General features: G+C 70.5%; 23 protein-coding genes. 9 read left to right on the top strand and 14 right to left on the bottom strand.

Annotation, left to right across the window (positions count from 1 at the left end; all coding sequences use genetic code 11):
- Positions 1-42: 42 nt before the first annotated feature.
- From ACGFU7_RS30150 to ACGFU7_RS30140, 3 genes are all read right to left on the bottom strand, one after another.
- On the bottom strand, positions 43-2,217 hold the full coding sequence (locus ACGFU7_RS30150; RefSeq protein WP_393699908.1) for a putative bifunctional diguanylate cyclase/phosphodiesterase: 2,175 nt from the start codon (positions 2,215-2,217) through the stop codon (positions 43-45).
- Positions 2,214-3,032, bottom strand: a complete 819-nt coding sequence (locus ACGFU7_RS30145) for an SAM-dependent methyltransferase (protein WP_393699906.1) — start codon at positions 3,030-3,032, stop codon at positions 2,214-2,216. Before ACGFU7_RS30145 ends, ACGFU7_RS30150 begins: the two co-directional genes overlap by 4 nt.
- Positions 3,033-3,234: 202 nt before the next feature.
- Complete coding sequence (locus tag ACGFU7_RS30140; protein WP_393699905.1) at positions 3,235-4,224, bottom strand: SCO0930 family lipoprotein; 990 nt, start codon at positions 4,222-4,224, stop codon at positions 3,235-3,237.
- A 561-nt stretch (positions 4,225-4,785) separates the two neighbouring features.
- Between ACGFU7_RS30140 and ACGFU7_RS30135 the strand changes: the two genes are divergently transcribed.
- From ACGFU7_RS30135 to ACGFU7_RS30105, 7 genes are all read left to right on the top strand, one after another.
- The gene (locus ACGFU7_RS30135) at positions 4,786-4,917 is read left to right on the top strand and encodes a hypothetical protein (protein ID WP_393699903.1); all 132 of its coding nucleotides are present in this window, start codon (positions 4,786-4,788) and stop codon (positions 4,915-4,917) included.
- Between the two features lie 15 nt (positions 4,918-4,932).
- Positions 4,933-5,700 (top strand): hypothetical protein, encoded by a 768-nt coding sequence (locus ACGFU7_RS30130; protein ID WP_393699901.1) that lies wholly within the window; start codon positions 4,933-4,935, stop codon positions 5,698-5,700.
- A 175-nt stretch (positions 5,701-5,875) separates the two neighbouring features.
- Positions 5,876-6,409: a hypothetical protein gene (locus ACGFU7_RS30125; protein ID WP_393699899.1), complete on the top strand. Its 534-nt coding sequence runs from the start codon at positions 5,876-5,878 to the stop codon at positions 6,407-6,409.
- Between the two features lie 159 nt (positions 6,410-6,568).
- A complete protein-coding gene (locus ACGFU7_RS30120; RefSeq protein ID WP_393699898.1) occupies positions 6,569-6,832 on the top strand; it encodes a hypothetical protein in 264 nt (87 codons plus the stop codon).
- A gap of 149 nt (positions 6,833-6,981) precedes the next feature.
- On the top strand, positions 6,982-7,443 hold the full coding sequence (locus ACGFU7_RS30115; protein ID WP_393699897.1) for a universal stress protein: 462 nt from the start codon (positions 6,982-6,984) through the stop codon (positions 7,441-7,443).
- Between the two features lie 109 nt (positions 7,444-7,552).
- A complete protein-coding gene (locus ACGFU7_RS30110) occupies positions 7,553-9,001 on the top strand; it encodes an amino acid permease (RefSeq protein WP_393699896.1) in 1,449 nt (482 codons plus the stop codon).
- Between the two features lie 267 nt (positions 9,002-9,268).
- Complete coding sequence (locus ACGFU7_RS30105) at positions 9,269-9,838, top strand: sigma-70 family RNA polymerase sigma factor (protein ID WP_393699894.1); 570 nt, start codon at positions 9,269-9,271, stop codon at positions 9,836-9,838.
- Here ACGFU7_RS30105 and ACGFU7_RS30100 read toward each other — a convergent pair.
- A complete protein-coding gene (locus ACGFU7_RS30100) occupies positions 9,772-9,969 on the bottom strand; it encodes a zf-HC2 domain-containing protein (protein WP_393699892.1) in 198 nt (65 codons plus the stop codon). The two genes, ACGFU7_RS30105 and ACGFU7_RS30100, sit on opposite strands and share 67 nt — an antisense overlap.
- Before the next feature lie 125 nt (positions 9,970-10,094).
- Between ACGFU7_RS30100 and ACGFU7_RS30095 the strand changes: the two genes are divergently transcribed.
- Positions 10,095-10,604, top strand: a complete 510-nt coding sequence (locus ACGFU7_RS30095; protein ID WP_393699891.1) for a hypothetical protein — start codon at positions 10,095-10,097, stop codon at positions 10,602-10,604.
- Between the two features lie 19 nt (positions 10,605-10,623).
- Here the strand turns inward: ACGFU7_RS30095 and ACGFU7_RS30090 are convergent, their stop codons facing one another.
- The 4 genes from ACGFU7_RS30090 to ACGFU7_RS30075 form a co-directional block, all read right to left on the bottom strand.
- A complete protein-coding gene (locus ACGFU7_RS30090) occupies positions 10,624-11,853 on the bottom strand; it encodes a sensor histidine kinase (RefSeq protein WP_393699889.1) in 1,230 nt (409 codons plus the stop codon).
- Entirely contained in the window at positions 11,850-13,331 is a 1,482-nt protein-coding gene (locus tag ACGFU7_RS30085; RefSeq protein ID WP_393699887.1) for a cation acetate symporter, read from the bottom strand. The genes ACGFU7_RS30090 and ACGFU7_RS30085 overlap by 4 nt, the downstream gene beginning before the upstream one ends.
- A complete protein-coding gene (locus ACGFU7_RS30080; protein ID WP_389793782.1) occupies positions 13,328-13,690 on the bottom strand; it encodes a hypothetical protein in 363 nt (120 codons plus the stop codon). The genes ACGFU7_RS30085 and ACGFU7_RS30080 overlap by 4 nt, the downstream gene beginning before the upstream one ends.
- 64 nt (positions 13,691-13,754) lie before the next feature.
- The gene (locus ACGFU7_RS30075) at positions 13,755-14,507 is read right to left on the bottom strand and encodes a LytR/AlgR family response regulator transcription factor (protein ID WP_393699886.1); all 753 of its coding nucleotides are present in this window, start codon (positions 14,505-14,507) and stop codon (positions 13,755-13,757) included.
- A gap of 119 nt (positions 14,508-14,626) precedes the next feature.
- Between ACGFU7_RS30075 and ACGFU7_RS30070 the strand changes: the two genes are divergently transcribed.
- Positions 14,627-15,226 carry a zf-HC2 domain-containing protein gene (locus tag ACGFU7_RS30070; protein ID WP_393700028.1) on the top strand — a complete coding sequence of 200 codons (600 nt, stop codon included), beginning with the start codon at positions 14,627-14,629 and terminating at the stop codon, positions 15,224-15,226.
- Between the two features lie 6 nt (positions 15,227-15,232).
- Here ACGFU7_RS30070 and ACGFU7_RS30065 read toward each other — a convergent pair whose 3' ends face one another.
- From ACGFU7_RS30065 to ACGFU7_RS30040, 6 genes are all read right to left on the bottom strand, one after another.
- Positions 15,233-16,093 carry an Fpg/Nei family DNA glycosylase gene (locus tag ACGFU7_RS30065; protein WP_393699884.1) on the bottom strand — a complete coding sequence of 287 codons (861 nt, stop codon included), beginning with the start codon at positions 16,091-16,093 and terminating at the stop codon, positions 15,233-15,235.
- Positions 16,094-16,129: 36 nt separating this feature from the next.
- Positions 16,130-16,984 carry an amidohydrolase family protein gene (locus ACGFU7_RS30060; protein WP_393699882.1) on the bottom strand — a complete coding sequence of 285 codons (855 nt, stop codon included), beginning with the start codon at positions 16,982-16,984 and terminating at the stop codon, positions 16,130-16,132.
- Between the two features lies 1 nt (position 16,985).
- The gene (locus tag ACGFU7_RS30055) at positions 16,986-17,297 is read right to left on the bottom strand and encodes an L-rhamnose mutarotase (RefSeq protein ID WP_393699881.1); all 312 of its coding nucleotides are present in this window, start codon (positions 17,295-17,297) and stop codon (positions 16,986-16,988) included.
- A gap of 1 nt (position 17,298) precedes the next feature.
- Positions 17,299-18,294 carry an aldo/keto reductase gene (locus ACGFU7_RS30050; RefSeq protein ID WP_393700026.1) on the bottom strand — a complete coding sequence of 332 codons (996 nt, stop codon included), beginning with the start codon at positions 18,292-18,294 and terminating at the stop codon, positions 17,299-17,301.
- A gap of 157 nt (positions 18,295-18,451) precedes the next feature.
- Entirely contained in the window at positions 18,452-19,843 is a 1,392-nt protein-coding gene (locus ACGFU7_RS30045) for a wax ester/triacylglycerol synthase family O-acyltransferase (RefSeq protein WP_393699879.1), read from the bottom strand.
- Between the two features lie 120 nt (positions 19,844-19,963).
- A complete protein-coding gene (locus ACGFU7_RS30040) occupies positions 19,964-22,030 on the bottom strand; it encodes a SpoIIE family protein phosphatase (RefSeq protein ID WP_393699877.1) in 2,067 nt (688 codons plus the stop codon).
- Positions 22,031-22,187: the final 157 nt, after the last annotated feature.

Raw genomic sequence — 22,187 nt, 5'->3', positions numbered from 1 at the left:
CTCCTGCGGGTGCCGGACGGGCCGGTCACGCCCGTCCGGCCCTCACACCGCGTCAGCCAGCAGCAGTGAGTGGATCCGGTCGGGCGCACCGGGGCGGGCGTAGTACCACCCCTGGGCCGTGTCGCACCCCAGCTCCCGCAGCTGCTCCGCCTGGGCCCCGGTCTCCACGCCCTCCACCGTGACCGCGAGGTCCAGGCTGTGCGCCAGCGAGACGATTCCCTCGACGATCTTCAGATCGACCGGGTCCGCCGGATGCCGCTGCATGCCCTGCGTGAAGGAACGGTCCAGCTTGAGCACGCTCACCGGAAGCCGGCGCAGGTTCGCCAGGTTCGAGTACCCGGTGCCGAAGTCGTCGAGCGCTATGTCGACGCCCATGTCAGCCAGTTGCCGCAGCGGCTTGAGCAGATCGTCGTCCGCACCGATGAGCGCGGACTCGGTGACCTCCAGGCACAGGGCCCCGGGTTCGAGCCCCGACCGCTCCAGCACGTCGACCGTCTCGGCGACCAGCCGCGGATGGTGCAGCTGGGTCGGCGAGAGGTTGACATTGATCCGCAGCGGACCGCCGTCGGTGTGCCGCTCCTGCCAGAAGTTGGCCTGGCGCACGGACTCCTCCAGCACCCAGCGGCCGAGCGGCACGATCAGCCCGGTGTGCTCGGCGAGCGGGATGAACCGGTCGGGACCGAGCACCCCGTGCTGCGGGTGGCACCAGCGCACCAGTGCCTCCGCGCCGTGCACCGTGCCGTCGCCGAGGTGCACGAGGGGCTGGTACTCGATGAAGAACTCACCGCGCTCCAGCGCGGCCGGCAGTGCGGTGGTCAGCCCGTGCCGGGTGATGGCACGGGCATCCGCCTCGGCGTCGGCGAGCTCGAAGCGGTTGCCGCCCGCCGACTTGGCCCGGTACATCGTGATGTCGGCGCTGCGCAGCACCTCGGCGGCGCTGCGTTCGCCGGCCGGCCCTTCGACGATCCCGATGGATCCGCGTACGGTCAGCTCACGGCCCTCCAGCCGGATCGGGGTTCCGAGCACGCCGAGGATGCGGCAGGCCAGCTCGTCGACCTCCGTCCGGGTGTCGGGGCCGGTGGTCAGGGCCACGAACTCGTCGCCGCCGAGCCGCGCCACCATCTCGCCGGGCGCGGTCGCACAGCTCTGCAGCCGGTCGGCCACCTCGACCAGCAGCCGGTCCCCCGACGCGTGGCCGAGGCTGTCGTTGATCGCCTTGAAGCCGTCGAGGTCCAGGTAGCACAGGCCGAAGCGGCTGCCGTCGTCGGCGGAGAGCGCCTTCTCCAGCCGTTCGAAGAACAGCGTCCGGTTGGGCAGCCCGGTGAGCGCGTCATGCGTGGCCTCGTACCGCAGCCGCAGGTTGAGCAGCCGGCGCTCCGTGGTGTCCTCCAACAGCGCCAGCTGATACTCCGGTCTGCCCTCGGAGTCACGCAACAGTGACACCGTCAGATTGGTCCACAGCACGGTGCCGTCGTTGCGGTAGTACGGCTTCTCGACCCGGTAGTGCTCGCGTTCGCCGCGTACCAGCTCGTTGTAGTACTTCCAGACCTGCGGCGAGTCCTCGGGGTGGACCCACTCGTTGACCTTGTGGCTGCGCACATGGTGTTCGAGCCCGCCGAACATCCGGGTGAGCGTGTCGTTGACCTCCAGCACATTGCCGTCCAGGTCGGCGATCCCGATGCCGACGGCCGCGTCCTTGAAGACGGCGCGAAAGCGTGCCTCGGTGGCGTGCAGAGCCTGCTCGGCGTCCGAGCGGGCGGTGAGCGCCGAGCGGGCGATGGCCTCCTGTTCGGCGAGGGTCCGCTCGCGCAGCGCCTGGGTGAAGCCGCCCGCGAGGGCGTGCTGTATCCGGGCGCAGCGGGCCCTGCTGTCCTCGGTCGACAGCGCCGTCGCACCGTTGCTGCCGCAGTAGAGCACGAGGTACGAGTCGATGACGCCGAGCGTGCTGCTGAGCGCGTCCGGGTCCGTGCAGTGCGCGGTGACGAGGGCGACGCCCACCTCGCTCGCGGGCGCCGAGTCGAAGGGCCGGGCGTGCAGGATGTCGCTGAGCCCACGGGCCAGCGGCAGCAGATGCTGTTCGAACTCGGAGCGCGTCATGGAGGTGGCCGTCGAGGGGAAGATGGCCCGGCTCCAGATCGTGGCGAATCTTCGGAGCCGGTCCTCGGGGCCGTCGGGCTCCGTGTCGGGCGCTCCGGACGATTGGGCGGGAATGCTCACGCCTTGCGTCCCACTCCTGCGAAGCCCGAGAAGGCAAATGGGTCCTCGTGCTCCACCGGAAGAGGGGTGTCGGGGCGCCAGTTCGGCATCGACACGAGTCCGGGCTCGACCATCTCGTACCCCTCGAAGAAGCGGGCGACCTCGTCGCGCGATCGCATGACCAGGGGGTTGCGGATGTTCTTGTAGACGCCGACGGTGCCGCCCGCCTGCTCCTGGGTCAGCGGAATCCCCTCGTACGAGGCGTGGGTGATGACGATGAGGCTGCCGGGGGCGAGTGCCTCGCGCAGCTCGGCGACCGCGGTGTGCGGGTCGTCGGAGTCCTCGATGAAGTGGAGTACGGCGACGAGCAGCAGGGCCACCGGTCGGTCCAGGTCGAGCAGTTCGCAGATCGCCGGGCTTTTCACGATCTCCTGCGGGCGGCGCAGATCCGCGGCGACGATCACCGCCCGGTCGTTTCCTTCGAGTACGGCCCGGCTGTGCGCGACAGCAACGGGGTCGTGATCGACATACGCCACCCGGGCCTCGGGGGCGGCCGCCTGTGCGACTTCGTGCACATTGCCGAAAGTCGGTATTCCGGAACCGATGTCCAGAAACTGGGTGATGCCCTCGCTCGCCGCATAACGCACGGCCCTGCGCATAAAGGCGCGATTCGCCTGCATGATCTTGGGGAGTCCCGGCATGAACTCCATGGCCTTGCGAGCCGCTTCCCGGTCCACCTCGAAATTGTGCGATCCGCCCAGATAGAAGTCGTACATGCGAGACACGCTCGGCACCGAAATGTCTATGCCTTGCGGTGCCCAGGCGGGACGCTCCATCGATGTCTCCAACAAGTCGCCACGGCGGTCCGGCCATGTTCATGGTCAGTGTTGACCAGAGGCTACTGATCGACCGCCAGGAGAGCGAGCGGAAACGGAAATTAGTCGTCCGTTATTGGTCACACACCAGTGGCATGTGCAACCGGCCCGTCGCTGCGTGTGACATTCGACGACGGACCGGCCCCGGACAGGTGTTGTCCGGCTACTTGGGGGCGCCCACCAGTTTGGCGTCGGGTGACACCGCGTACCATGTCCCCCCGACGCCCTGGCCGTTGGTGTCTCCGGGCTTCACATCGCCGGAGAAGGTGTAGATCGGCCAGCAGTCGATGGCTTGTTGCTTGATTCCGTCGGGCCGATTGAAGGTGACAAAGCCCTTGGTGGTGACGCCTTTGACGTCATTCTTTGCCAATGGGGCAACGACCGGCCACTTCGAGAGGCAGGCACCTGTGCAGGCCGACTTCATCGGCCATGCGACGTCCTTCTTGAACCGATAGACCGTCATGCCGCGCTTGTCCACGACGATCTCTCCGAGTTTCGGATCCTCGCGGACCGAAAGCCCCGCGAGTTCGGCCGGTTCGGCGCCGGCCGGGCTGTCGGCGTTCACCGCGGCCTTCTTGCCGTCCGGTGCGGACGCGAACCAGGTGCCGCCCACGCCCTGCCCATTGGCGTCGCCCGGCGCGGTGTCCTTGGCATAGCGGTACATCGGCCAGCCCGCAATGGTGAGTTGCTGGGTGCCGTCGGAGCGGGTGACCTTGCCGATCAGAGCGGGATCGGTACCGGCCACCGCCGTGACATTGCCCGCGGGCACCACCGGCCAGATCTTCGCGCAGTCGCCTTCGCAATTCGACTGGGGCGGACTCGCGGTGTCCTTGTCGAAACGGTAGAGCGTGAATCCTTCGCTGTCGACAAGGACTTTGCCGAGCTTCTTGCTGTTCCACACCCCGAGCCGGCCGGCCTGCTTGCCCGTGGCGCCCTGGTCCGTGCCGTCCGTGCCGTCCGAGCCGTAGCCGCTGCCGGAGCCGTAGCCGCTGTCCGATCCGTAGCCGCTTCCCGCCTCCTGGCCGGCCGGGCTGGCGTTGCCCACGTTCTGCCCGTTGGGGGTCTCGGTCCCCTTGTCCTGACCGCACGCCGTCGTCAGCGCCAACAGGGCCGCCGCCGTGACTGCGAGCGAGGCGTTCCGCCAGGTGTTCATGTCAACTCCCGTTCATATGAAGCCAGTTGTGACGCGCCCTCGCGCCGTCCATGGCCCTAGGTACGGGCGGCGGACCCCTCTTTGTTCAACGCGTTCACAGAATTTCCCTGAGCCGCAAACCCCCGGCGGCCCATGTCCCCACCATCAGGGGAATCCGGTCCGCCCAGGGCGTGCCGCGCGACCGGCCGGAACATGCTCCCCGTCGTGTACGGATCACTCATAGGGCGGCTCACGGCAGCCGTCGTACTTCTCTGGATGCTGACCGCCCCGGCACCCGCGGTGGCGGACAACTGCGCGTACGCCTCCATCGGGGAGGACGGCGGGAGTTCGGCGGTCGCCACATCGGGCAACGGTCACTGTCACGCCGGCCCGGCGCCCAAGCCGACTCCACCGCCCGCCCCGCCACCGCCCGCCCCGCCACCTCCACCACCTCCACCCCCACCACCGCCACCCCCACCACCGCCCCCCGCACCGCCGCGTCCGGAACCGGAGCCTGTGCCACCGCCCCCTTCACCCTCGCCCTCGCCCTCCGTACGCCCCGCACCTCCCGCGCCCCGGCCCGTGGCGCTCCCCGCCTACCGCAAGCCGCCGCGCAAGGTCCCGCGCCGCGGCTCCTCCCTGGTCACCCTCACCCTGCTGATCACAGCCCCCGCGGTGTTCGCCGTCGCCGTGCTGCGTCCCCGCTCCCGATGACCTCCGGAGGAACCCATGTCGGAATGGCTTGTTCTCACCCTCGCCATGGTCGCGGCGAGCGCCGTCGTCCTGACCATCGCCGTACTCAACAATCGCCGGATCGGAGACGATGACGACCCGTCCGAGACACCTGACGTCATCGAGTACATGACGATGATGATCGGCGTGGTCTACGCGATCGTGCTGGGCCTCGCCATCGCGGGCGTCTGGGAGGGCCGCAGCGCGGCCCAGGAGTACGTACGCCAGGAGGCCCAGGCGCTGCACGAGGTGAACGTCCGCTCCTCCGTCTACCCGGCCGGCGTACGTACGCGCATCCGCGCCGATGTCGACGCCTACGTCCACCACGTCGTCCACGACGAGTGGCGGTCGATGACCGAACACGGCTCACTCACCGACGAGGGGGCCCGGCTCCTCGGCAAGGTACGCACCGACGTCACCGACTACCGGCCGAGGAACGATCACGAGGGGCAGGCCTATCAGCCACTGGTCGATCAGGTCGCCGCAGCCGATGACGCGCGCAGTGCACGCGGACAGAGCGCCGGTGCGACCATGCCGGGCGTGGTCTGGTTCGGCCTGATCACCGGGGCGCTGGTGACCGTCGGGCTGATCTTCACGCTGCAGATCCGCAGAACCTTCCGCGAACTGCTCCTGGCCGGCCTCTTCAGCGTCCTGATCGCCTTTCTGCTCTTCCTGATCTGGGACTTCGACTCCCCCTTCGGCCGGGGCATCTCGGCCACCGCGGCGCCGTTCCTCGATCTGTTCCCCGGCGCGGCGGGCGGATAGCGGTCCGCCGAAATGCGGTCGGTGCGCCGCTCGGGGGAAACCGGTGCCCCGTGCGGCGCACTCGGATCGCGAGCGAAATGCGCGACTTCTAGCGTTTGGCGCGTCGAGGTGCATTTCTGACGCCATGTGGAAATTCGTTCCGCAACTGCTCCTCGGGGACCCGGAGGATTCACCCATGCGCGCAATAGGTGTCGCACCCGTCGCCCTGCTCGGCGCCGCCGCTCTCGCCCTGACCGCTCCGGCTGCAATCGCATACGCCGAGACGTCGGGAGGCGCGTCCTCCGCGACCGGATACACCGTCACTCCGTCGGTGATCGCGCCGGGGAGCCAGGTCACCCTGGCCGCCCGGGGGTGCTCTACAACCGCCACGGCCGGCTCCGGAGTGTTCGACACGGTCACCATTCCCAGGGGCGGGGCCGTCGCGGCCACGGTCGACTGGGACGCAAAACCTGGCGCCGCCTACGAGGTGACGTTCATCTGCAACACATCACCCGGCTCCACGGCGAAGGCCGGTCTCACGGTCGGCGCGGCCTCCGGCGCACCGACCACGGGTACCCCGGTCTCGTCTGCCGGTGCAGAGGGCGGACTCGGCGGCAGCGTCGACAGGATGAACGCCGCGGAGATCGCCGCCGGAACGGCGCTGGCGGTGGTCACGGCCACCGGCACCATCTATGTCGTACGTGAGCGCAAGGAGAGCCGCCCGCACTGAGAGCAGGGCAGTGCGGCCCGTTACGCCCGTCGCCCCGAGTCCTGTTGCAGGACTCGGGGCGACGGGCGTAACGGGCCCGCGCCACCCGTTCGCCCCTCCCTGATCGCCGCCCGGCCGTCCCGCGCTTAGCGTTCCAAGCGTCGCGACGAAGGGAGAATCATGGGCCGGGACAACTGGCGCGTCGAACGGACCAGGCAGTCGCCGTGGGGCGCCCTCGCCCTGGTGCTGCTCACCGGCCTGGCACTGACGCAAGGCGGCGCGGACTTTTCCCTGGGCCCTCCCCGGCTGGTCGCCGCAACCTCGGTCGACCTCCATCGGGCAGCTCCCGGAGTACCTGTGGCGGGTGCCGCCGCGAAGCCGGATCCGGCGGGGCCGGTGCCTCTCCATGGCAGCCGCACACTCATCGGCGCCGCGGCACCCTGATCCGGTAGCCCCTCTCCGGTCGACGACACCGGCTACGGAGGGTTTTGCACCCGATGGAGGGACCGCTTCCGAGGCAACCGGCAGCTCCGTCCGGGACCTTGCCGCAGCCCGGGCCTGGGCCGGCGCCAGGAGCGGATAGCCTCACTGCCGTGACAGACCAACAGCCTCACCAGTTCGAACGTGGCACAGACGGCCCGAGAGTGATCGTCGCAGGCCTCGACGGGTCCGATTCCTCCATGCATGCCGCGGCGTACGCGGCGGGGCTCGCCCGTCGTCAGGGGGCCATGCTCGCCCTCGTCTATGTCCAGCCCGTGCTGCCCGCGGGGGCCGCGCTCGGTGCACCGGTCGCCGATACGACCGGAGAGGTCGCGGAGGGGCTGGTGAGCGAGATCCGGGAGGCGACGGAGCGGATGAAGGACATATGGGATGTGCGCTGGGAGTTCCACACCTTCCGCGGTGATCCCTACAACGGGCTCGTGACCGCGGCGGACGAGCTGAAGGCCGATGCCGTCGTGGTGGGAGCGTCGGAGTCGGCCGGGCACCGATTCATCGGATCGGTGGCGATCCGGCTGGTGAAGGCAGGCCGTTGGCCCGTCACGGTAGTCCCGTAACCGTCGCGGAACCCTCACCTCCGTGAGACGGCACGCCGTCTTTCGTACCGGCCTCGCCTGGGCCATCATGAGCGCCCGTCAGAGACGGCCGTCAGCGGAGAGGTGACTCATGGCAAGGCTCCGAGTGGGCGAGGGTGTACTGCGCCGCAAGCCGATCGAGCAGATCGACGAGAAGGGGCCGGCGGGGGACGCCACCACTCAGCTCACCAGAACGCTGGGGTTGTGGCAGCTCACGGCGATCGGCGTGGGCGGCATCATCGGTGCGGGAATCTTCACCCTCGCCGGCACGGTGGCGAACGGCACCGCCGGGCCCGCGGTCCTGATCTCCTTCCTGATCGCGGGTGTGGCGAGCGCGGCGGCAGCGTTCAGCTACGCGGAGTTCGCCGGCCTGATCCCGAAGGCCGGCTCCGCCTACACCTACGGTTACGCGGTACTCGGCGAGCTGGTGGGCTGGTTCATCGGCTGGGACCTGCTGCTGGAGTACACGGCGATCGTGGCCGTGGTCGCGATCGGCATCTCCGGCTACTTCAGCTTTCTGCTCGGGGAGATGGGGGTCGAACTGCCGAAGTGGATGCTGGGAGCGCCCGGCACCGGGTCGGGCCATCGGGTGGACCTGTTCGCCGCGCTGCTCTGTCTGCTCGTGGCGTACCTTCTGACCCTCGGCATCAAGAACGCGGCCCGCTTCGAAACCGTCGTGGTCGTCCTGAAGGTCCTGGTCGTCCTGCTGGTCATCGGCGTCGGCGTGTTCCACATCAACACCGCCAACTACAACCCCTTCTTCCCGTTCGGGGTCAGCGGCGCCTTCACCGGTGCGGCCACGGTGTTCTTCGCGGTGTTCGGGTACGACGCCATGTCGACGGCCGCCGAGGAGTCCAAGGACGCCCAGCGGCACATGCCGAAGGCGATCCTGTACTCCCTCGCGATCTCCATGGTGCTCTATGTGGCGGCGTGTCTGGTGCTGACGGGGATGCAGAGCTACAAGGACATCGACCCGGAGTCCGGATTCTCCACGGCCTTCAAGTCGGTGGGGCTCAGCGGGCTCGCCGATGTGATCGCGGTGGGCGCGATCATCGGCATCCTCACGGTGATGTTCACCTTCATGCTCGGCGTGACCCGGGTGTGGTTCTCGATGAGCCGCGACGGGCTGCTGCCGAAGTGGTTCGCCAAGACCCACCCGACCCGGCACGTACCGACCCGGGTGACCTGGATCGTCGGCGCGGCCTCAGCCGTGATCGCCGGATTCCTGCCGATCGGCCAGGCCGCCGAGCTGACGAACATCGGCATTCTGCTGGCGTTCGTGGTGGTGTGCATCGCGGTGATCGTGCTGCGTTACAAGCAGCCCGATCTGCCGCGTACGTTCCGCACCCCCGGCATGCCGTTCGTGCCGGCCCTGGGTGTGGTGTTCTCGATCTGGCTGATCACCTTCCTCCAGTGGCAGACGTGGGTGCGGTTCGCGGTGTGGTTCCTGATCGGTCTGGTGATCTATTTCGGATACTCATACCGGAAGTCGGAGATGGCGAAGACGCCGGACACGGGAGCGGGAACGGGAACGGGTTGATCTGACGCCCGGGGCGCCCGGGCGGCCAGGCGGCCAGGCGGCCAGGGGCAGCGCACCGCCCGCCCGCCGCCCGTACGAACACCGTGCCGCCCACCGCCCACGAACACCCCGTCGACCGCCGCCCGACCGTTCACCGCACCATTCGCCGCACTGTGCGACCGCTCGTCGCACGGAGCCGCCCTTCGCCTGTTCCTCGGCGCCCCGATGCGTTCGTATACGGCAGTCGGCAGCGAAGCGGCAGGGCCACTGCGGGGAAGGGCGTTCACGATGACCACCACGACGACCGATGAGCGGGCCCTGGCGGACCTCCAGCGGGAGCACGGTCCCGCCCTGTACCACTTCCTGCTCGGGCTGACTTTCGGCGACCGGCAGCGGGCCGAGGATCTGCTCCAGGAGACGATGGTGCGGGCCTGGCAGCATCCGGAGGCATTCGACGCCCCGTACGACTCGATGCGGCCCTGGCTCTTCACAGTCGCGCGGCGCCTCGCGATCGATGCGCGCCGCTCCAGGCAGGCCCGGCCGACCGAGGTCAGTGACGTCGTGCTGGAGGCCGCCGCGGGCGAGGAGGACACCGCCGAGTCCACGGTCTCCGCCCTCGATGTGCGCGATGCGGTACGCGCCCTCGGCCCGGAACACCGTGCGGTCCTCGTCCAGATATATTTCCGCGGGCTGAGCGTGGGCGAGACGGCCCGGGCTCTCGGTATTCCGGCGGGCACGGTCAAGTCCCGGTCCTACTACGCGCTGCGTCAGCTCTCCCGTAACCTGCCGGGCTACTCCAGCAGGTCCTCCTCGCTGAGCAGGGCGAGCAGCGACACGGCCTCCGCGACCTCCACATAGTCGGCGGCGCAGCGGTCGCAGGACTGCAGATGGCGACAGACCGTGCGGGTCTCGCCGGCCGTGAGCGCATCGAGAACATAGGCGCCGAGCAACTGCCGCACGTGCGGGCCCTCCCCGGGATCGGCGGTCATCGCATCCTCGTGTCGTGGACGGATCGGGTCGTGACGGATCCTGTCCTTCTGGCCACGCGGGGCGCGCTCCCCCGGTTCAATGCTCCGTGAAGCCCGGAGCCGAGAAGAGAAAGAGGCGATACGGGATGTGCCCGGAACGTCAGGATGGAACCAGTGGGGGCGGGCTGCTGGTCCCGATGGCCTGGATGTACGCCGAGTACATCGCCGACGAGCTGCTGCGGACCGGCGATCTGATGGAGCCGTCCACGCTGGAGTACCGCGCGGGGCGGGACGCGCTCGCGCTCACCGTCTTCCTCTCCGACGGCGGGGTGCCCGATGCCCTGCCCGCGGCCCGGATGGATGAGCTGCGGCTGTTGACGGCGTACGGGGCGGCCTGGCGCGGCTGGGTCTGCGAGCGGCTCGACGTGCTGGAGGCGGCGCCGGGGCCCGGGGCGGATACCGACCTGGCGCTGGCCCGCGTGGCCTGGCGTTGGCTGGAGGAGACCGAGCTGCTCGCGGCCGACCTCGATGCGATCGGTCCGCCGCCCTGGGAACCGATGGGCGGCAAGGCGGACGCGGAGGAGGCGGCCCAGGTGTGGACGCCGGCCTGGCAGCTGGGGCTGCCGCTGGGGCATCTGGCGATCCATCTCCACTGATCGCCGCTCCGCCCGGTGGTCAGGAACCGTGCACCCCCGCACGGTACTTCGGCAGCCGTACCGTGATCTTCATCCCGGCGCCGATGCCCGTCTCGATGACGAGTCCGTAGTCGTCCCCGTACACCTGGCGCAGCCGTTCGTCGACGTTCAGCAGACCGATTCCGGTGGAACGGCCGCCCTCGCCGCGCAGGATGTGGCGCAGGCGTTCCGGGTCCATTCCGGTGCCGTCGTCCTCGATGACGACCTCGGCCTCGGAGCCGGCGTCCAGTGCGCGGATGGTGATGCGGGTCGGGGTCTCCCCTGCTCGAACGGAGTTGAGAGCTCGGGGAAGGGCGACGGCTCCTTCGAGGCCGTGTTTGACGGCGTTCTCGACCAGGGGCTGGAGGCAGAGGAACGGCAGGGCGACGGGCAGCACTTCGGGGGCGACCTGGAGGGTGACCGCGAGCCGTTCGCCGAAGCGGGCCCGTACGAGTGCCAGGTACTGGTCGATGGAGTGGAGTTCGTCGGCGAGGGTGGTGAAGTCGCCGTGGCTGCGGAACGAGTAGCGGATGAAATCGGCGAATTCCAGCAGGAGTTCGCGGGCCCGCTCGGGGTCGGTGCGGACGAACGAGGCGATGGCGGCCAGTGAGTTGAAGATGAAGTGCGGGGAGATCTGGGCCCGTAGCGCCCTGATCTCGGCCTCGATGAGCTGGGTGCGGGATCGGTCGAGTTCGGCGAGTTCCAGCTGTACGCAGACCCAGCGGGCCACCTCGCCGGCCGCTCTGGCCAGCACCGCGGATTCGCGCGGGGCGTAGGCGATGAGGGTGCCGAGGACCCGGTGGTCAACGGTGAGCGGCACGGCGACGGCCCAGCGCAGCGGGCAGTCGAGGTCGTCGCAGTCACTGTGGAAAGCGGTGTCGCGGCCGCTGGCGAGGAGGCCCTGCACCTGGTCCATGACGTGCCGGCCATGGTGTTCGCCCTCGCCGTCCCAGACGAGCACCCGGTCGCGGTCGGTGAGGCAGAGGGCGTCGGTGCCGAGCAGGGAGCGGAGCCTGCGGGCGGATTTGCGGGCGCTCTCCTCGGTGAGTCCGGCGCGCAGTGGCGGCGCGGCCAGCGAGGCGGTGTGCAGGGTCTCGAAGGTGGCGTGCTCGACGGGGGTTCCGACATCGCTGGTACGGACGGGGCGGGCCGTGCGGCGGCCGAGCAGGAAGCCCGCGCCGAGCAGCAGGAGGACGAGCAGGAGGATTGCGGCGTATCCGGCCCCGGTCATCGGTGTCTCCCCGAGGTCAGCGCTTCCGGCAGGTGGAAGCGGGTCATGGCGGCGTTCGTACCGGGAGGTATCCGGCCGGAGGTGGCGAGGGACACCAGAACCATGGCGAGGAAGCCGACCGGCACCGACCAGACGGCGGGCCAGGCGAGCAGGGCGTGCGGCCAGCCGGGCGGGCGTACCGCGCCGCTGACGGTGATGGCGACGGACAGGAACGCGGAGCCGCCGCCGAGCAGCAGCCCGGCGATCGCGCCGGGCGGGGTGAGCCGCCGCCACCAGATGCCGAGGACCAGCAGCGGGCAGAAGGAGGACGCGGAGACGGCGAACGCCATTCCGACCGAGTCGGCCACCGGCACCCGGCTGACCATCAGCGAACCGGCCAGCGGTACGCAGATGGCGAGGACGGTGGCCAGCCGGAAGTGCCGTACCCCGCGCGACGGGAGGACGTCCTGGGTGATGACTCCGGCGACGGCCATCGTGAGGCCGGAGGCGGTCGACAGGAACGCGGCGAAGGCGCCGCCCGCGATGAGCGCGCCGAGCAGATCCCCACCGAGCCCGCCGATGACCCGTCCGGGCAGCAGCAGGACGGCGGCGTCCGCATCCCCGCCGTGGATCAGCTCGGGGGCGTACAGCCTGCCCAGTGCGCCGTAGACCGGCGGCAGCAGATAGAACACGCCGATGAGGGCGAGGACGGCGACCGTTGTGCGTCGGGCGTCGCGGCCGTTGGGGCTGGTGTAGAAGCGGACGACGACATGCGGGAGGCCCATGGTGCCGAGGAAGGTCGCGACGATCAGCCCGTAGGTGGCGTACAGCGGATGGTCGGCGCGGAAGACGGAGAGCTGTTCGTGGAAGGCGACACGGGGCTGCCCGTCGCCCTGCCAGGCGAGCACCAGGAAGATCGCGGGAACGAGGAGTGCGGTCAGCTTCAGCCAGTACTGGAAGACCTGCACGAAGGTGATGGACCGCATGCCGCCCGCTGCGACGGCGATGACGACGACGGACGCCACGAGCACATCACCGAGCCAGCCGGGCGCCCCGGTCAGGGTCTTGAGCGTCAGTCCCGCGCCCTGGAGCTGCGGTACGAGATAGAGCCAGCCCGCCGCGACGACGAAGACGCTCACCAGCCTGCGCACCTGCCGCGATTCCAGCCGCCCCTCGGCGAAGTCGGGCAGGGTATACGCCCCCGAGCGACGCAGCGGTGCAGCGACGAAGACCAGCAGAACCAGATAGCCCGCGGTGTATCCGACCGGATACCAGAGCATGTCCGGGCCGTGCACGAGCACCAGGCCGGCGATGCCGAGGAAGGATGCGGCGGAGAGGTATTCGCCGCTGATCGCCGCGGCGTTGAGCCGGGGCCGTACGGTGCGTGAGGCGACGTAGAAGTCGGAGGTGGTACGGGAGATGCGCAGCCCGAAACCGCCGACGAGGACGGTCGCGACAACGACGACGGCGACGGCCGTCACCGCGTACGTACGGCTCACTGTGCGGGGCGGCCTTCCACGAGCCGGGCGAAGTCGCGTTCGTTGCGCTCGGCCCGTCGCACGTACCACCAGGCGGTCAGAGTCAGTGGCGGATAGGCGGCGAACCCGAGGACGGCCCAGACGAGCGCGGCGCTGTGCAGGGCTTCGAAGACGAGCGGCAGTGTGCCGACGACCACGGCGAGGACGGTGAACGCGGTGAGCCCGGCGCGCAGTTGGCTGCGCATCAGCGAACGCACGTACGCGCCGCCGAGTGCGGTCTGCTCGTCGATCTCCGACTGGGTGCGGTAGCGCGGCAGCGGGCGCACCCGCCGGGGCTCCCCCGTCACCACTTCACGCCGGGGCGTTGGCTCTGCGGACATGGGCCCGGAGTGTACGCAGCACCGGTCCCCCGTGGGAAGGGGTTCGGGCCCGGGTAGGCCCTGGTCAGCGGCCGGTCCGGCGCATCAGCAGATCGCGCAGCGCGCGGGTGTGGCGACGGCTGACGGCGAGCTCCGCGGTGCCGATGCGCACGCTCATGCTGCCCGCGTCGAGGCGGAGTTCGTCGATCCGCCCCAGGGCGACGAGATGGCGGCGGTGGATGCGTACGAAGCCGCGCGAGCGCCAGCGTTCCTCCAGGGTGGTGAGGGGGACGCGGACGAGGTGGCTGCCGTTGTCGGTGTGCAGCCGGGCGTAGTCGCCCTGGGCCTCGGCATAGGCGATGTCGTCGATCGGGATGAACCGGATCACTCCGCCGAGCTCCACCGGTATCTGGTCGTTCGCGGTGTCGGGTACGGGTGCGGAGCGGTCGCCGACCTGTTCGGCCACGCGGCGTACCGCTTCGGCGAGGCGTTCGCGGCGTACCGGCTTGAGGACGTAGTCGACGGCCTTCAGGTCGAAGGCGTGGACGGCGAAGCCCTCGTGTGCGGTGACGAAGACGATGAGCGGGGGTGCGGCGAATCCGGCCAGCAGCTGGGCGACGTCGAGACCGGTGAGGCCGGCCATGTGGATGTCGAGGAAGACGACGTCGATGGCGGACGGGTCGTCGGGGCCCGCCTCGACGGCGCTGCCGATGCGGCGCAGCGCCTCGGTGGCACCGGTGGCGCCCTCGGCGCTGCGGATGCGGGGATCGGCGCGCAGGAGGTAGAGGAGTTCCTCCAGGGCGGGTTCTTCGTCGTCGACGGCGAGTACGCGCAGCATGGGCCGGAGTTTAGGGCGTACACGGGGGTGGCGGGCTGAGTGATTCACCGCTTCTTTCCGTACCGGACAGCATGCGCACCCTGGAACCTCATCGCGATGTCGGCGCCCATGCACTGGGTGTGCTCGGCGCCGCCGATGCCTTCCGATTCGAGGAGCATCTGGCGGAGTGTGCCCGGTGCCGGCTCATGGCGGCGGAGTTCGCCGGGGTGGCGGCCGTGCTTGAACGGTACGCCCGGCTGACACCGCCGGGGGTCGGTCCGGTGGAGCGGGCGGGCCCGGAGTTGTTGCGGCGCGCGGTGGGTGCGGCGGCGGCCCGGCGGCGCCGGAGCCGGGGGCGGCGGATCGCGCTGGTGGCGGTCGCGGTGGTCCTGGCGGTGGGCGGGCCGTTCGCGGTGGCCGGGGGGTCGGGCGGGGCGGCGACGCAGCGGTGGGCGGGGGCGGACCGGGCCTCGGGGGCGGTGGCCGTGGTGACGACCGGGGCGCGTGAGTGGGGCACGGATGTGGGTCTCGATGTGGCACGGGTGCCGGTGGCGGGGGTGTGCGCACTGGTCGCGGTGGGGCGGGACGGGAGTGAGGAGACGGTGGCCACCTGGTCGGTGCGCGGTCCGGGGCCGGAGCCGGTGGTGGTACGGGGTGGGGCCGCGCTCCGGCCCGACGGCATCGACCACTTCGAGGTACGGACGGCGGGCGGGCAACGGTTGCTGCGGATCACCCGCTGAACCGCGCTACTTGAGCAGTCTGGACAGCCGTCGGTCGGCCAGCGGTTTGCCGCCGGTCTGGCAGGTCGGGCAGTACTGGAGCGAGGAGTCGCTGAACGACACCTCGCGGATGGTGTCCCCGCAGACGGGGCACGCTTCGCCGGTGCGTCCGTGGACGCGCATCCCGCTCTTCTTCTCGGCCTTGAGCTGTCCGGCCGCCAGTCCGCTGGAGCGTACGACCGCGTCGCGGAGCGTGGTGCGCAGCGCGGTGTGGAGCCGGGTGATCCCGTCGTCGGTGAGGCTCGCGGTGAGCAGATACGGCGACATCTTCGCGACGTGCAGGATCTCGTCGCTGTAGGCGTTGCCGATGCCGGCGATCAGGGACTGGTCGCGCAGGGCGCCCTTGATCCGGCGGCGTTCCCCGGCGAGCAGCGTGGCGAACGCGTCACGGTCGAAGGAGTCGTCCAGGGGGTCGGGGCCCAGTCGGGCGATGCCCGGCACCTCGGCCGGTTCGTGCACCAGATATACGGAGAGACGTTTGGTGGTGCCCGCCTCGGTGAGGTCGAAGCCGTCGCCGCCGGTGAGTACGGTACGCAGCGCCAGGGGCCCCTTGCCGGGGCGCGGCGGCGCGGCGGGGAAGCTGTCCTTCCAGCGCAGCCAGCCGGCCCGGGCGAGATGGGTGATCAGGTGCAGCGGGCCCACGCCGATGTCCAGGAACTTGCCGTGCCGGGCGATGTCCGTGACCGTGGAGCCGTGCAGGGCGGTCAGCGGTGGGTCGTACGTCTTGAGGACGCTGACGGTGAGCGGCAGGACGCGGTCGATCTCCTTGCCGACCAGGTGGTCGTCGAGGAAGACCCGCAGGGCTTCGACTTCCGGCAGTTCGGGCATGGTTCCAGACTGCCGGAACCATCGCCCGGATGCCTGTCAGAGGCCGTACACGCGCTCGGCCGTACTGGCGAGGACGCAATTCCGCTCGTCCTCGGTGAGGGCGTCGGTCAAGGTGCGTGCCGCGTCGACGACCTCCTCGTACGTCGCGGCGAGCCGGCACACCGGCCAGTCCGAGCCGAACATCAGCCGGCCGGGGCCGAAGGCGTCCAGGACGGTGTCGGCGTACGGACGCAGATCGCTCACGCTCCAGGCGTGCACATCGGCCTCGGTGACCAGGCCGGAGAGTTTGCACACGGTGTTGGGGCGGGCGGCGAGGGCCCGGAGGTCGTCGGCCCAGGGACGCAGTTCACCGGCGGCGACGGGCGGCTTGCCGGCGTGGTCGAGTACGAAGGTCAGCTCGGGCAGCAGGGCGGCGGCCTCGACGGCGGCGGGCAACTGATGGGCCTGGACGACGAGGTCGTAGACGAGCCCTGCGCCGGCGACGGCACCCAGTCCGCGCCGGACGTCGGGGCGCAGCAGCCACTCGGGGTCGGGTTCGCCCTGGACCTGGTGGCGGATGCCGACGAGCCGGTCGCCGCCGGGAAGTTCGCGCAGCGCGGCAAGGGTGTCGGCGACGTCCGGCGCCGTGAGGTCGCACCAGCCGACGACGCCCGCGACGAGGTCGTTGTCGTGGGCGAGGGCCAGAAACTCGGGGGTCTCCTCGGGGACGGTGACGGTCTGGACGAGAACCGTGGCGCAGACCCCCACTGCGCGCGCCTCGGGCTCCAGGTCGGCGAGGGTGAACGTACGCCGGAGCGGAGCGAGTTCATCGCCGGTGATCCAGTCCTGGTCGCGCACCGACAGATCCCACACATGGTGGTGGGCGTCGACGATCCGTTGCTGACCCGTCATGTCACAGCTCCCAGGCGACCGGGAGACCGGCTTCGGCACCGTCCGACGAATAGTCGTGCGCGACGTCGAGGAGCTCGGCCATCCTGGCCTGCCACACGATGTTGACGGGGAGCTTCTCCAGTTCGGCGAGGAGTGCGGCGTAGTCCTCGCAGTCGATGACGTGGAAGAGATCGGTCCCGCTGCGCCAGATCGTCCAGGAGGCGGCGCCCGCCGCGCGGATCGCGGTGGTCAGCTCCGCGGGGACTTCGCGGTGCGCGGCCTCGTACTCCTCGATGCGGTCGGCACGGACCTTGGTGTGCAGGGCGATTCTCATGTCAGTGTCCGTCCTCGGTCAGCAGGCCCTCGGCGCGCAGGTCGGCCCAGAGGGCGTCCGGGATCTCGCGGCGGAGCAGAGCGGCGGCGTCGCGCACCTCGTCCGGGGAGCGGGTGCCGACGAGCACTCCGGCGACGGCCGGATGTGCGAGCGGATAGTGGAGGGCCGCGGCGCGCAGCGGGACGCCGTGGCCCTCGGTGACGGCTTTGATGCGCAGCGCCCGGTCCAGGAGGGCCGGGGGCGCGGCCGTGTAGTCGTATGTGGCACCGGGGCGCGGGTCGGCGAGCAGCCCGGAGTTGAAGACCCCGCCGACGACGACGCTGCGGCCGCGGGCGGCCGCAGCGGGCAGCAGCCCGGTCAGGGCGGACTGGTCGAGGAGGGTGTAGCGGCCCGCGCAGAGCACGACGTCGACGTCGGTGTCGCGCACGAAGCGGGTGAGCATCGCGGTCTGGTTCATACCGGCACCGATGGCGCCGATGACACCCTGCGCGCGCAGCTTCTCCAGTTCCGGGTAGGCCTCGTGGAACGCGGTTTCCGCATGGTCGTCCGGGTCGTGCAGATAGGCGATGTCGATGCGGTCGAGGCCGAGCCGTTCCAGGCTGTCCTCGATGCTGCGGCGTACGCCGTCGGCACTGAAGTCCCAGCGCCGGCGGTGGGTGGCCCGTACGGCGAACCCCTCGGAGAGACCGTCGGAGATGTTCTCGCAGGCGGCGCCGGTGCCGGCGGGCAGCGGGTCGAGCACCCGTCCCACCTTGGTGGACAGCACGTACGAGTCGCGCGGTCTGGCGCGCAGGGCCTCGCCGAGCCGCCGTTCGGAGAGGCCGAGTCCGTAGTGCGGCGCGGTGTCGAAGTAGCGGATGCCCTCGTCCCAGGCGGCGTCGACGGCGGCCGCCGCCTGCGCGGGGTCGACGGCGCTGAAGAGATTGCCGATGGCAGCCGCTCCGAAGGACAGCTCGGTGACCTCGACCGCGCTGCTTCCCAGCCTGTTGCGCCGCATGCTTCCGCCGCCCTCCCCGGTGATCGCTTCCTGCACACAGCGAATATTCATCGGATCACTTGGGCACGTCAACACCTCAGGCACCATGAACTGTGGCACATTTCCAGAAACCTGTCCGATCTATGGCCGGTCTATGGCCGATCGGGGCGCAGGCCGTTCAGCGGGCGGGCAGCAGTGCGAGCAGCTGCGCCACCTCGTCGTCGGCGCAGCCCGCCAGCCGCTCCAGATCGGGCAGCGCCTTGCCGTCGGCCACCAGCCCGACCTGCACCCGGCCGCCATATGTGGACAGGGCGATGGCCAGCGACTGGCCGCGGGCCAGTGGCGCCATCGGGTAGACGGCGCGCAGCGGGCAGCCGCCGAGCGAGAGCGCCGAGCGCGGCAGGGGCACGCTGGTGACCAGGACATCGAAGAGCATCCTGGCCGCGTTCCCGGCGATCGGTGCGCCGAAGCGGTGGGCCAGCGAGGGCAGTTGATCGGCGAGCACGGCGACCGCGCCGGCGCCGCGGAAAGGTCCTGCGGACTTGTTGCGGTCCATGGCGGTGCGGACGGTACGCAGCCGCTTCCACGGGTCGGGCTCGGAGACGGGGAGCCCGAGCAGATAGGCGGAAAGCTTGTTCCCGCTCGCGGCGGCCTGGCCCGGCCTGCGGCGGGAGACAGGCACCAGGGCGCGCGGGTCCTCGGCGGGCAGCGGTTCGCCGCGCTCCAGCATCCAGCGGCGCAGCGCCCCGGCGACGACCGCGAGCAGGACATCGTTGGTCGTGCCTCCGGCGGCCCGCCGGATCCGCTGGACGGCATCGAGGTCCAGGTCCGCGGTGACCAGCCGGCGGGTGCCGCTGGAGCTCGCGGTGAGTGCGGGCGCGCCGCGCAGATCGAGGCGGCTGGCCCGCACCATGGAGGCACCGACGCCGAAGGCCCGCCCGAGATCTTCGATCCGGCCCAGCGCGAGGCCGGCAACCTGGCGCGGGCCCGGCATCCAGGAGCGGGGCGGGACCGTGCGCGCCCGGCGGGCGGGCACACCGGTGCGGGCGCGTCCGGCGACGGAGGCGATCTCGTCGAAGATCCCGGCACCGATGGCGACCGCGCGCATTCCGTCGGCGAGCGCGTGGTGGAGCTTGACGAGTACGGCGAAGGGGCCGCCGTCGGCGCCGCCGATCACATACATCTGCCAGGGCGGCAGGCCCCGTTCGAGCGGCCGCTCCATCAGCTCACCGGCGAGCCGGGTGGCGCCCGCCATGAATCCGCCGTCCTCGCCCCGCGACTCCGCCTCGGTCAGCTGCACCCGCTCGATGTGCCGGTGCACATCGAAGTCCTTGTCCACGAACCAGGCCGCACCGCCGACCGGCAGCAGCACGTCCCTGACCCGCATCCGCAGCCGGGGAATCGCGGCGGCGCGGGTGCCCAGCAGCTCCAGCACGGTCTCCGGGCCGGCGCCGAGCGCCGGGTCGGGAGCAGGGGAGAAGACGGCGAGCGCGCCGAGGTGCATGGGGTGGGCATCGGATTCGAGGTGCCAGAAGGCCAGATCGAGAGGTGCCAGTAGCTCAGTGCCCAACGGGTCCTCATGTCATCGAAAGACAAACTGACGGAGTCGCAGTCAATCGCCTGCGATCGGTTACGGTCAAGCACAGACATGTTACGTTCTGTTACTGTCGGGTAGTGCTCAACATTGCTGTCATTCACGTTCCGGAATGACGAATTCGCACCACACGCACTTGCCGCTGCCCCGCGACTCCACACCCCACAGGTCCGCCAGCCGGTCCACCAGCATCAGCCCTCGCCCGGACACCCCGGCCTCCCCCGCGTCCCGGCGCCGGGGCAGCGCGCTGGAACGGTCCTCGACGTCGACCCGCAGCCGCCGCTCGGGCCCGGTGAGCACCCGGATCGTGACGATCGCCCCGCCGTCGGTGTGCATCAGCGCGTTGGTGACCAGCTCGTCGGCGGCCAGCTCGACCTCGTCGGCCCGCGCCTTGGCGCCCCAGGCCCGTACCGCCGCCCGGATCATGTGCCGCGCGGAGCTCAGCGCCTCCGGGTCGCTCTGTGCGACATGCTGCTGGAGCCGGCCGCCCGGCTGGGGTGCGTGAGCGGCCTTGCGGCGCAGCAGCAGGACCGCCACATCGTCCTCGCCGCCGCGCTCGTCGACCTCCTCGCAGAGCTGGTCGGCCAGCCGCTGGAGGTCCTGCGGACCGTTGCACACCATGGACGCCAGCAGCTGCATGCCCTCGTCGAGATCGGCGCCGGGCAGTTCCACCAGACCGTCGGTGAACAGCACCAGCGTCTGACCGGGGTCCAGCTCGACCGTGCTGACCGGATATTCGAGCCGCCCGAACTCGGCCGAGAGCCCCAGCGGCAGCCCGCCCTCCGCGGGCAGCCTGCGGCAGCTGCCGTCGGTGTCGCGCACCAGCGGATCGACATGGCCGGCCCGGACCAGCTGCACCACTCCGGTCGTCAGGTCGACCTCGGCGTAGGAGCAGGTCGCGAAGCGGTCGGTGTCCAGCTCGTGGAGGAACACCGAGGCCCGGGCCATCACCGTGGCGGGACTGTGCCCCTCCGCCGCGTAGGCGCGCAGCACGATGCGCAGCTGCCCCATGACGGCCGCGGCATGCGTGTCATGGCCCTGTACGTCCCCGATGACGGCCCCGACCCGGCCGCCGGGCAGCGGGATGACGTCGTACCAGTCGCCCCCGATGTCCCGGCCCAGCCGGGCCGACCGGTACCGGACGGCGACCTGCGCGCCCGGCACATCCGGGATCCGGCGCGGCAGCATGGCCTGCTGGAGGCCCTCGGCGAGATCGTGCTCCTGCTCGTACAGCATGGCCCGCTGCAGGCTCTGGGCGATGGAGCTGCCGAGCGCGACGAGCAGATTGCGTTCGTCGCCGGTGAAGCCGTCCTTGTCGCTGTAGAGCAGTCCGAGTGCGCCGATGGGGCGGGCCTGGGCGATCAGCGGCAGATAGGCGGCGGACGTGATGCCGAGGTGGCTGATGTGGGGCCACAGAATCGGGTACGAGGTGGCGAAATCCGTGGCGGACTCGATGAAGCGGGGCGCGAGCGTACGTACCACTTCACTCATCGGGTACGGCTCGTCCGTCCGGGTGTAACGGGTGCCGGGTACGAATGAGCCCTCCGGGCCGTCCGCCACCAGATGGATGCGTCCGGCCTCGATCAGCCCCACGACCAGGCTGGTCGCACCGAGATGCGCCAGGCCCTGGGAGTTCTTCAGCACCTCGATGACGTCGCGGACCGTCCGGGCATGGGCCAGCGCGGCCGTGGTGCCTTCCACCAGGCTTGTGCGGCGCTGCCGCTCCATGTCCAGTTCGCGGCGGGCGGTGGAGTCGGCCAGTTCCTGGGTGGCGTCACGGACGATGCCGATGATGCGATGGGGGCGGCCCGTCTCGTCGCGCTGCACAAAGCCCTGGGTATGGGTCCAGCGCATCGTGCCGTCGCGCCTCAGGATCCTGAAGTACACGCCGTAATGTCTCTGCCCGCTCTTGAGGGCCTGCGAGACCATGGCGTCGAGCCGGACGCCCTCGTCCGGCGGCACCCGCTGCGCGAGCGACTCCGGCCGGTCGTCGTACTCCTCGGCCCGCAGGTCGAACACGTCGAGTGCGGGCCGGTCCATGTGCATGAGGCCACTGTCGAGGTCCCAGTCGAAGCTGCCCATACGGTTCAGGGCGAGGCTGAGATCCGGGTGGGCGGGCCAGTCGTCCGGGAGTGACAGGGCACCCGCAACCCGATCATCCATGTGGGTCACTCTGCCATCATTTGTCCGATTCTTCGAGCGAACCTCGCACCGCCGCGGGGATCCGGTGTCGCGCGGTCGCGGCAGCTCGCCGACCCGTGCCGGACACCGGGTGACAGCGCCCCGGACCGCCCGGAGGGCCGCCCGCCCAGAGGCCGCA

Source organism: Streptomyces sp. NPDC048473, assembly GCF_043200155.1.
Classification (GTDB): Bacteria; Actinomycetota; Actinomycetes; order Streptomycetales; family Streptomycetaceae; genus Streptomyces.
The sequence above is the reverse complement of the archived record's forward strand: the minus strand, read 5'-3'. Positions and strand labels throughout refer to the sequence as shown.

Excerpts from the sequence above, each read along its gene's own strand:
- ACGFU7_RS30145 (WP_393699906.1), bottom strand. The coding sequence starts at position 3,032 with ATGGAGCGTCCCGCCTGGGCACCGCAAGGCATAGACATTTCGGTGCCG.
- ACGFU7_RS30140 (WP_393699905.1), bottom strand. The coding sequence starts at position 4,224 with ATGAACACCTGGCGGAACGCCTCGCTCGCAGTCACGGCGGCGGCCCTG.
- ACGFU7_RS30130 (WP_393699901.1), top strand. The coding sequence starts at position 4,933 with ATGTCGGAATGGCTTGTTCTCACCCTCGCCATGGTCGCGGCGAGCGCC.
- ACGFU7_RS30125 (WP_393699899.1), top strand. The coding sequence starts at position 5,876 with ATGCGCGCAATAGGTGTCGCACCCGTCGCCCTGCTCGGCGCCGCCGCT.
- ACGFU7_RS30120 (WP_393699898.1), top strand. The coding sequence starts at position 6,569 with ATGGGCCGGGACAACTGGCGCGTCGAACGGACCAGGCAGTCGCCGTGG.
- ACGFU7_RS30110 (WP_393699896.1), top strand. The coding sequence starts at position 7,553 with ATGGCAAGGCTCCGAGTGGGCGAGGGTGTACTGCGCCGCAAGCCGATC.
- ACGFU7_RS30105 (WP_393699894.1), top strand. The coding sequence starts at position 9,269 with ATGACCACCACGACGACCGATGAGCGGGCCCTGGCGGACCTCCAGCGG.
- ACGFU7_RS30100 (WP_393699892.1), bottom strand. The coding sequence starts at position 9,969 with ATGACCGCCGATCCCGGGGAGGGCCCGCACGTGCGGCAGTTGCTCGGC.
- ACGFU7_RS30095 (WP_393699891.1), top strand. The coding sequence starts at position 10,095 with ATGTGCCCGGAACGTCAGGATGGAACCAGTGGGGGCGGGCTGCTGGTC.
- ACGFU7_RS30090 (WP_393699889.1), bottom strand. The coding sequence starts at position 11,853 with ATGACCGGGGCCGGATACGCCGCAATCCTCCTGCTCGTCCTCCTGCTG.
- ACGFU7_RS30080 (WP_389793782.1), bottom strand. The coding sequence starts at position 13,690 with ATGTCCGCAGAGCCAACGCCCCGGCGTGAAGTGGTGACGGGGGAGCCC.
- ACGFU7_RS30075 (WP_393699886.1), bottom strand. The coding sequence starts at position 14,507 with ATGCTGCGCGTACTCGCCGTCGACGACGAAGAACCCGCCCTGGAGGAA.
- ACGFU7_RS30065 (WP_393699884.1), bottom strand. The coding sequence starts at position 16,093 with ATGCCCGAACTGCCGGAAGTCGAAGCCCTGCGGGTCTTCCTCGACGAC.
- ACGFU7_RS30060 (WP_393699882.1), bottom strand. The coding sequence starts at position 16,984 with ATGACGGGTCAGCAACGGATCGTCGACGCCCACCACCATGTGTGGGAT.
- ACGFU7_RS30055 (WP_393699881.1), bottom strand. The coding sequence starts at position 17,297 with ATGAGAATCGCCCTGCACACCAAGGTCCGTGCCGACCGCATCGAGGAG.
- ACGFU7_RS30050 (WP_393700026.1), bottom strand. The coding sequence starts at position 18,294 with ATGCGGCGCAACAGGCTGGGAAGCAGCGCGGTCGAGGTCACCGAGCTG.
- ACGFU7_RS30040 (WP_393699877.1), bottom strand. The coding sequence starts at position 22,030 with ATGGATGATCGGGTTGCGGGTGCCCTGTCACTCCCGGACGACTGGCCC.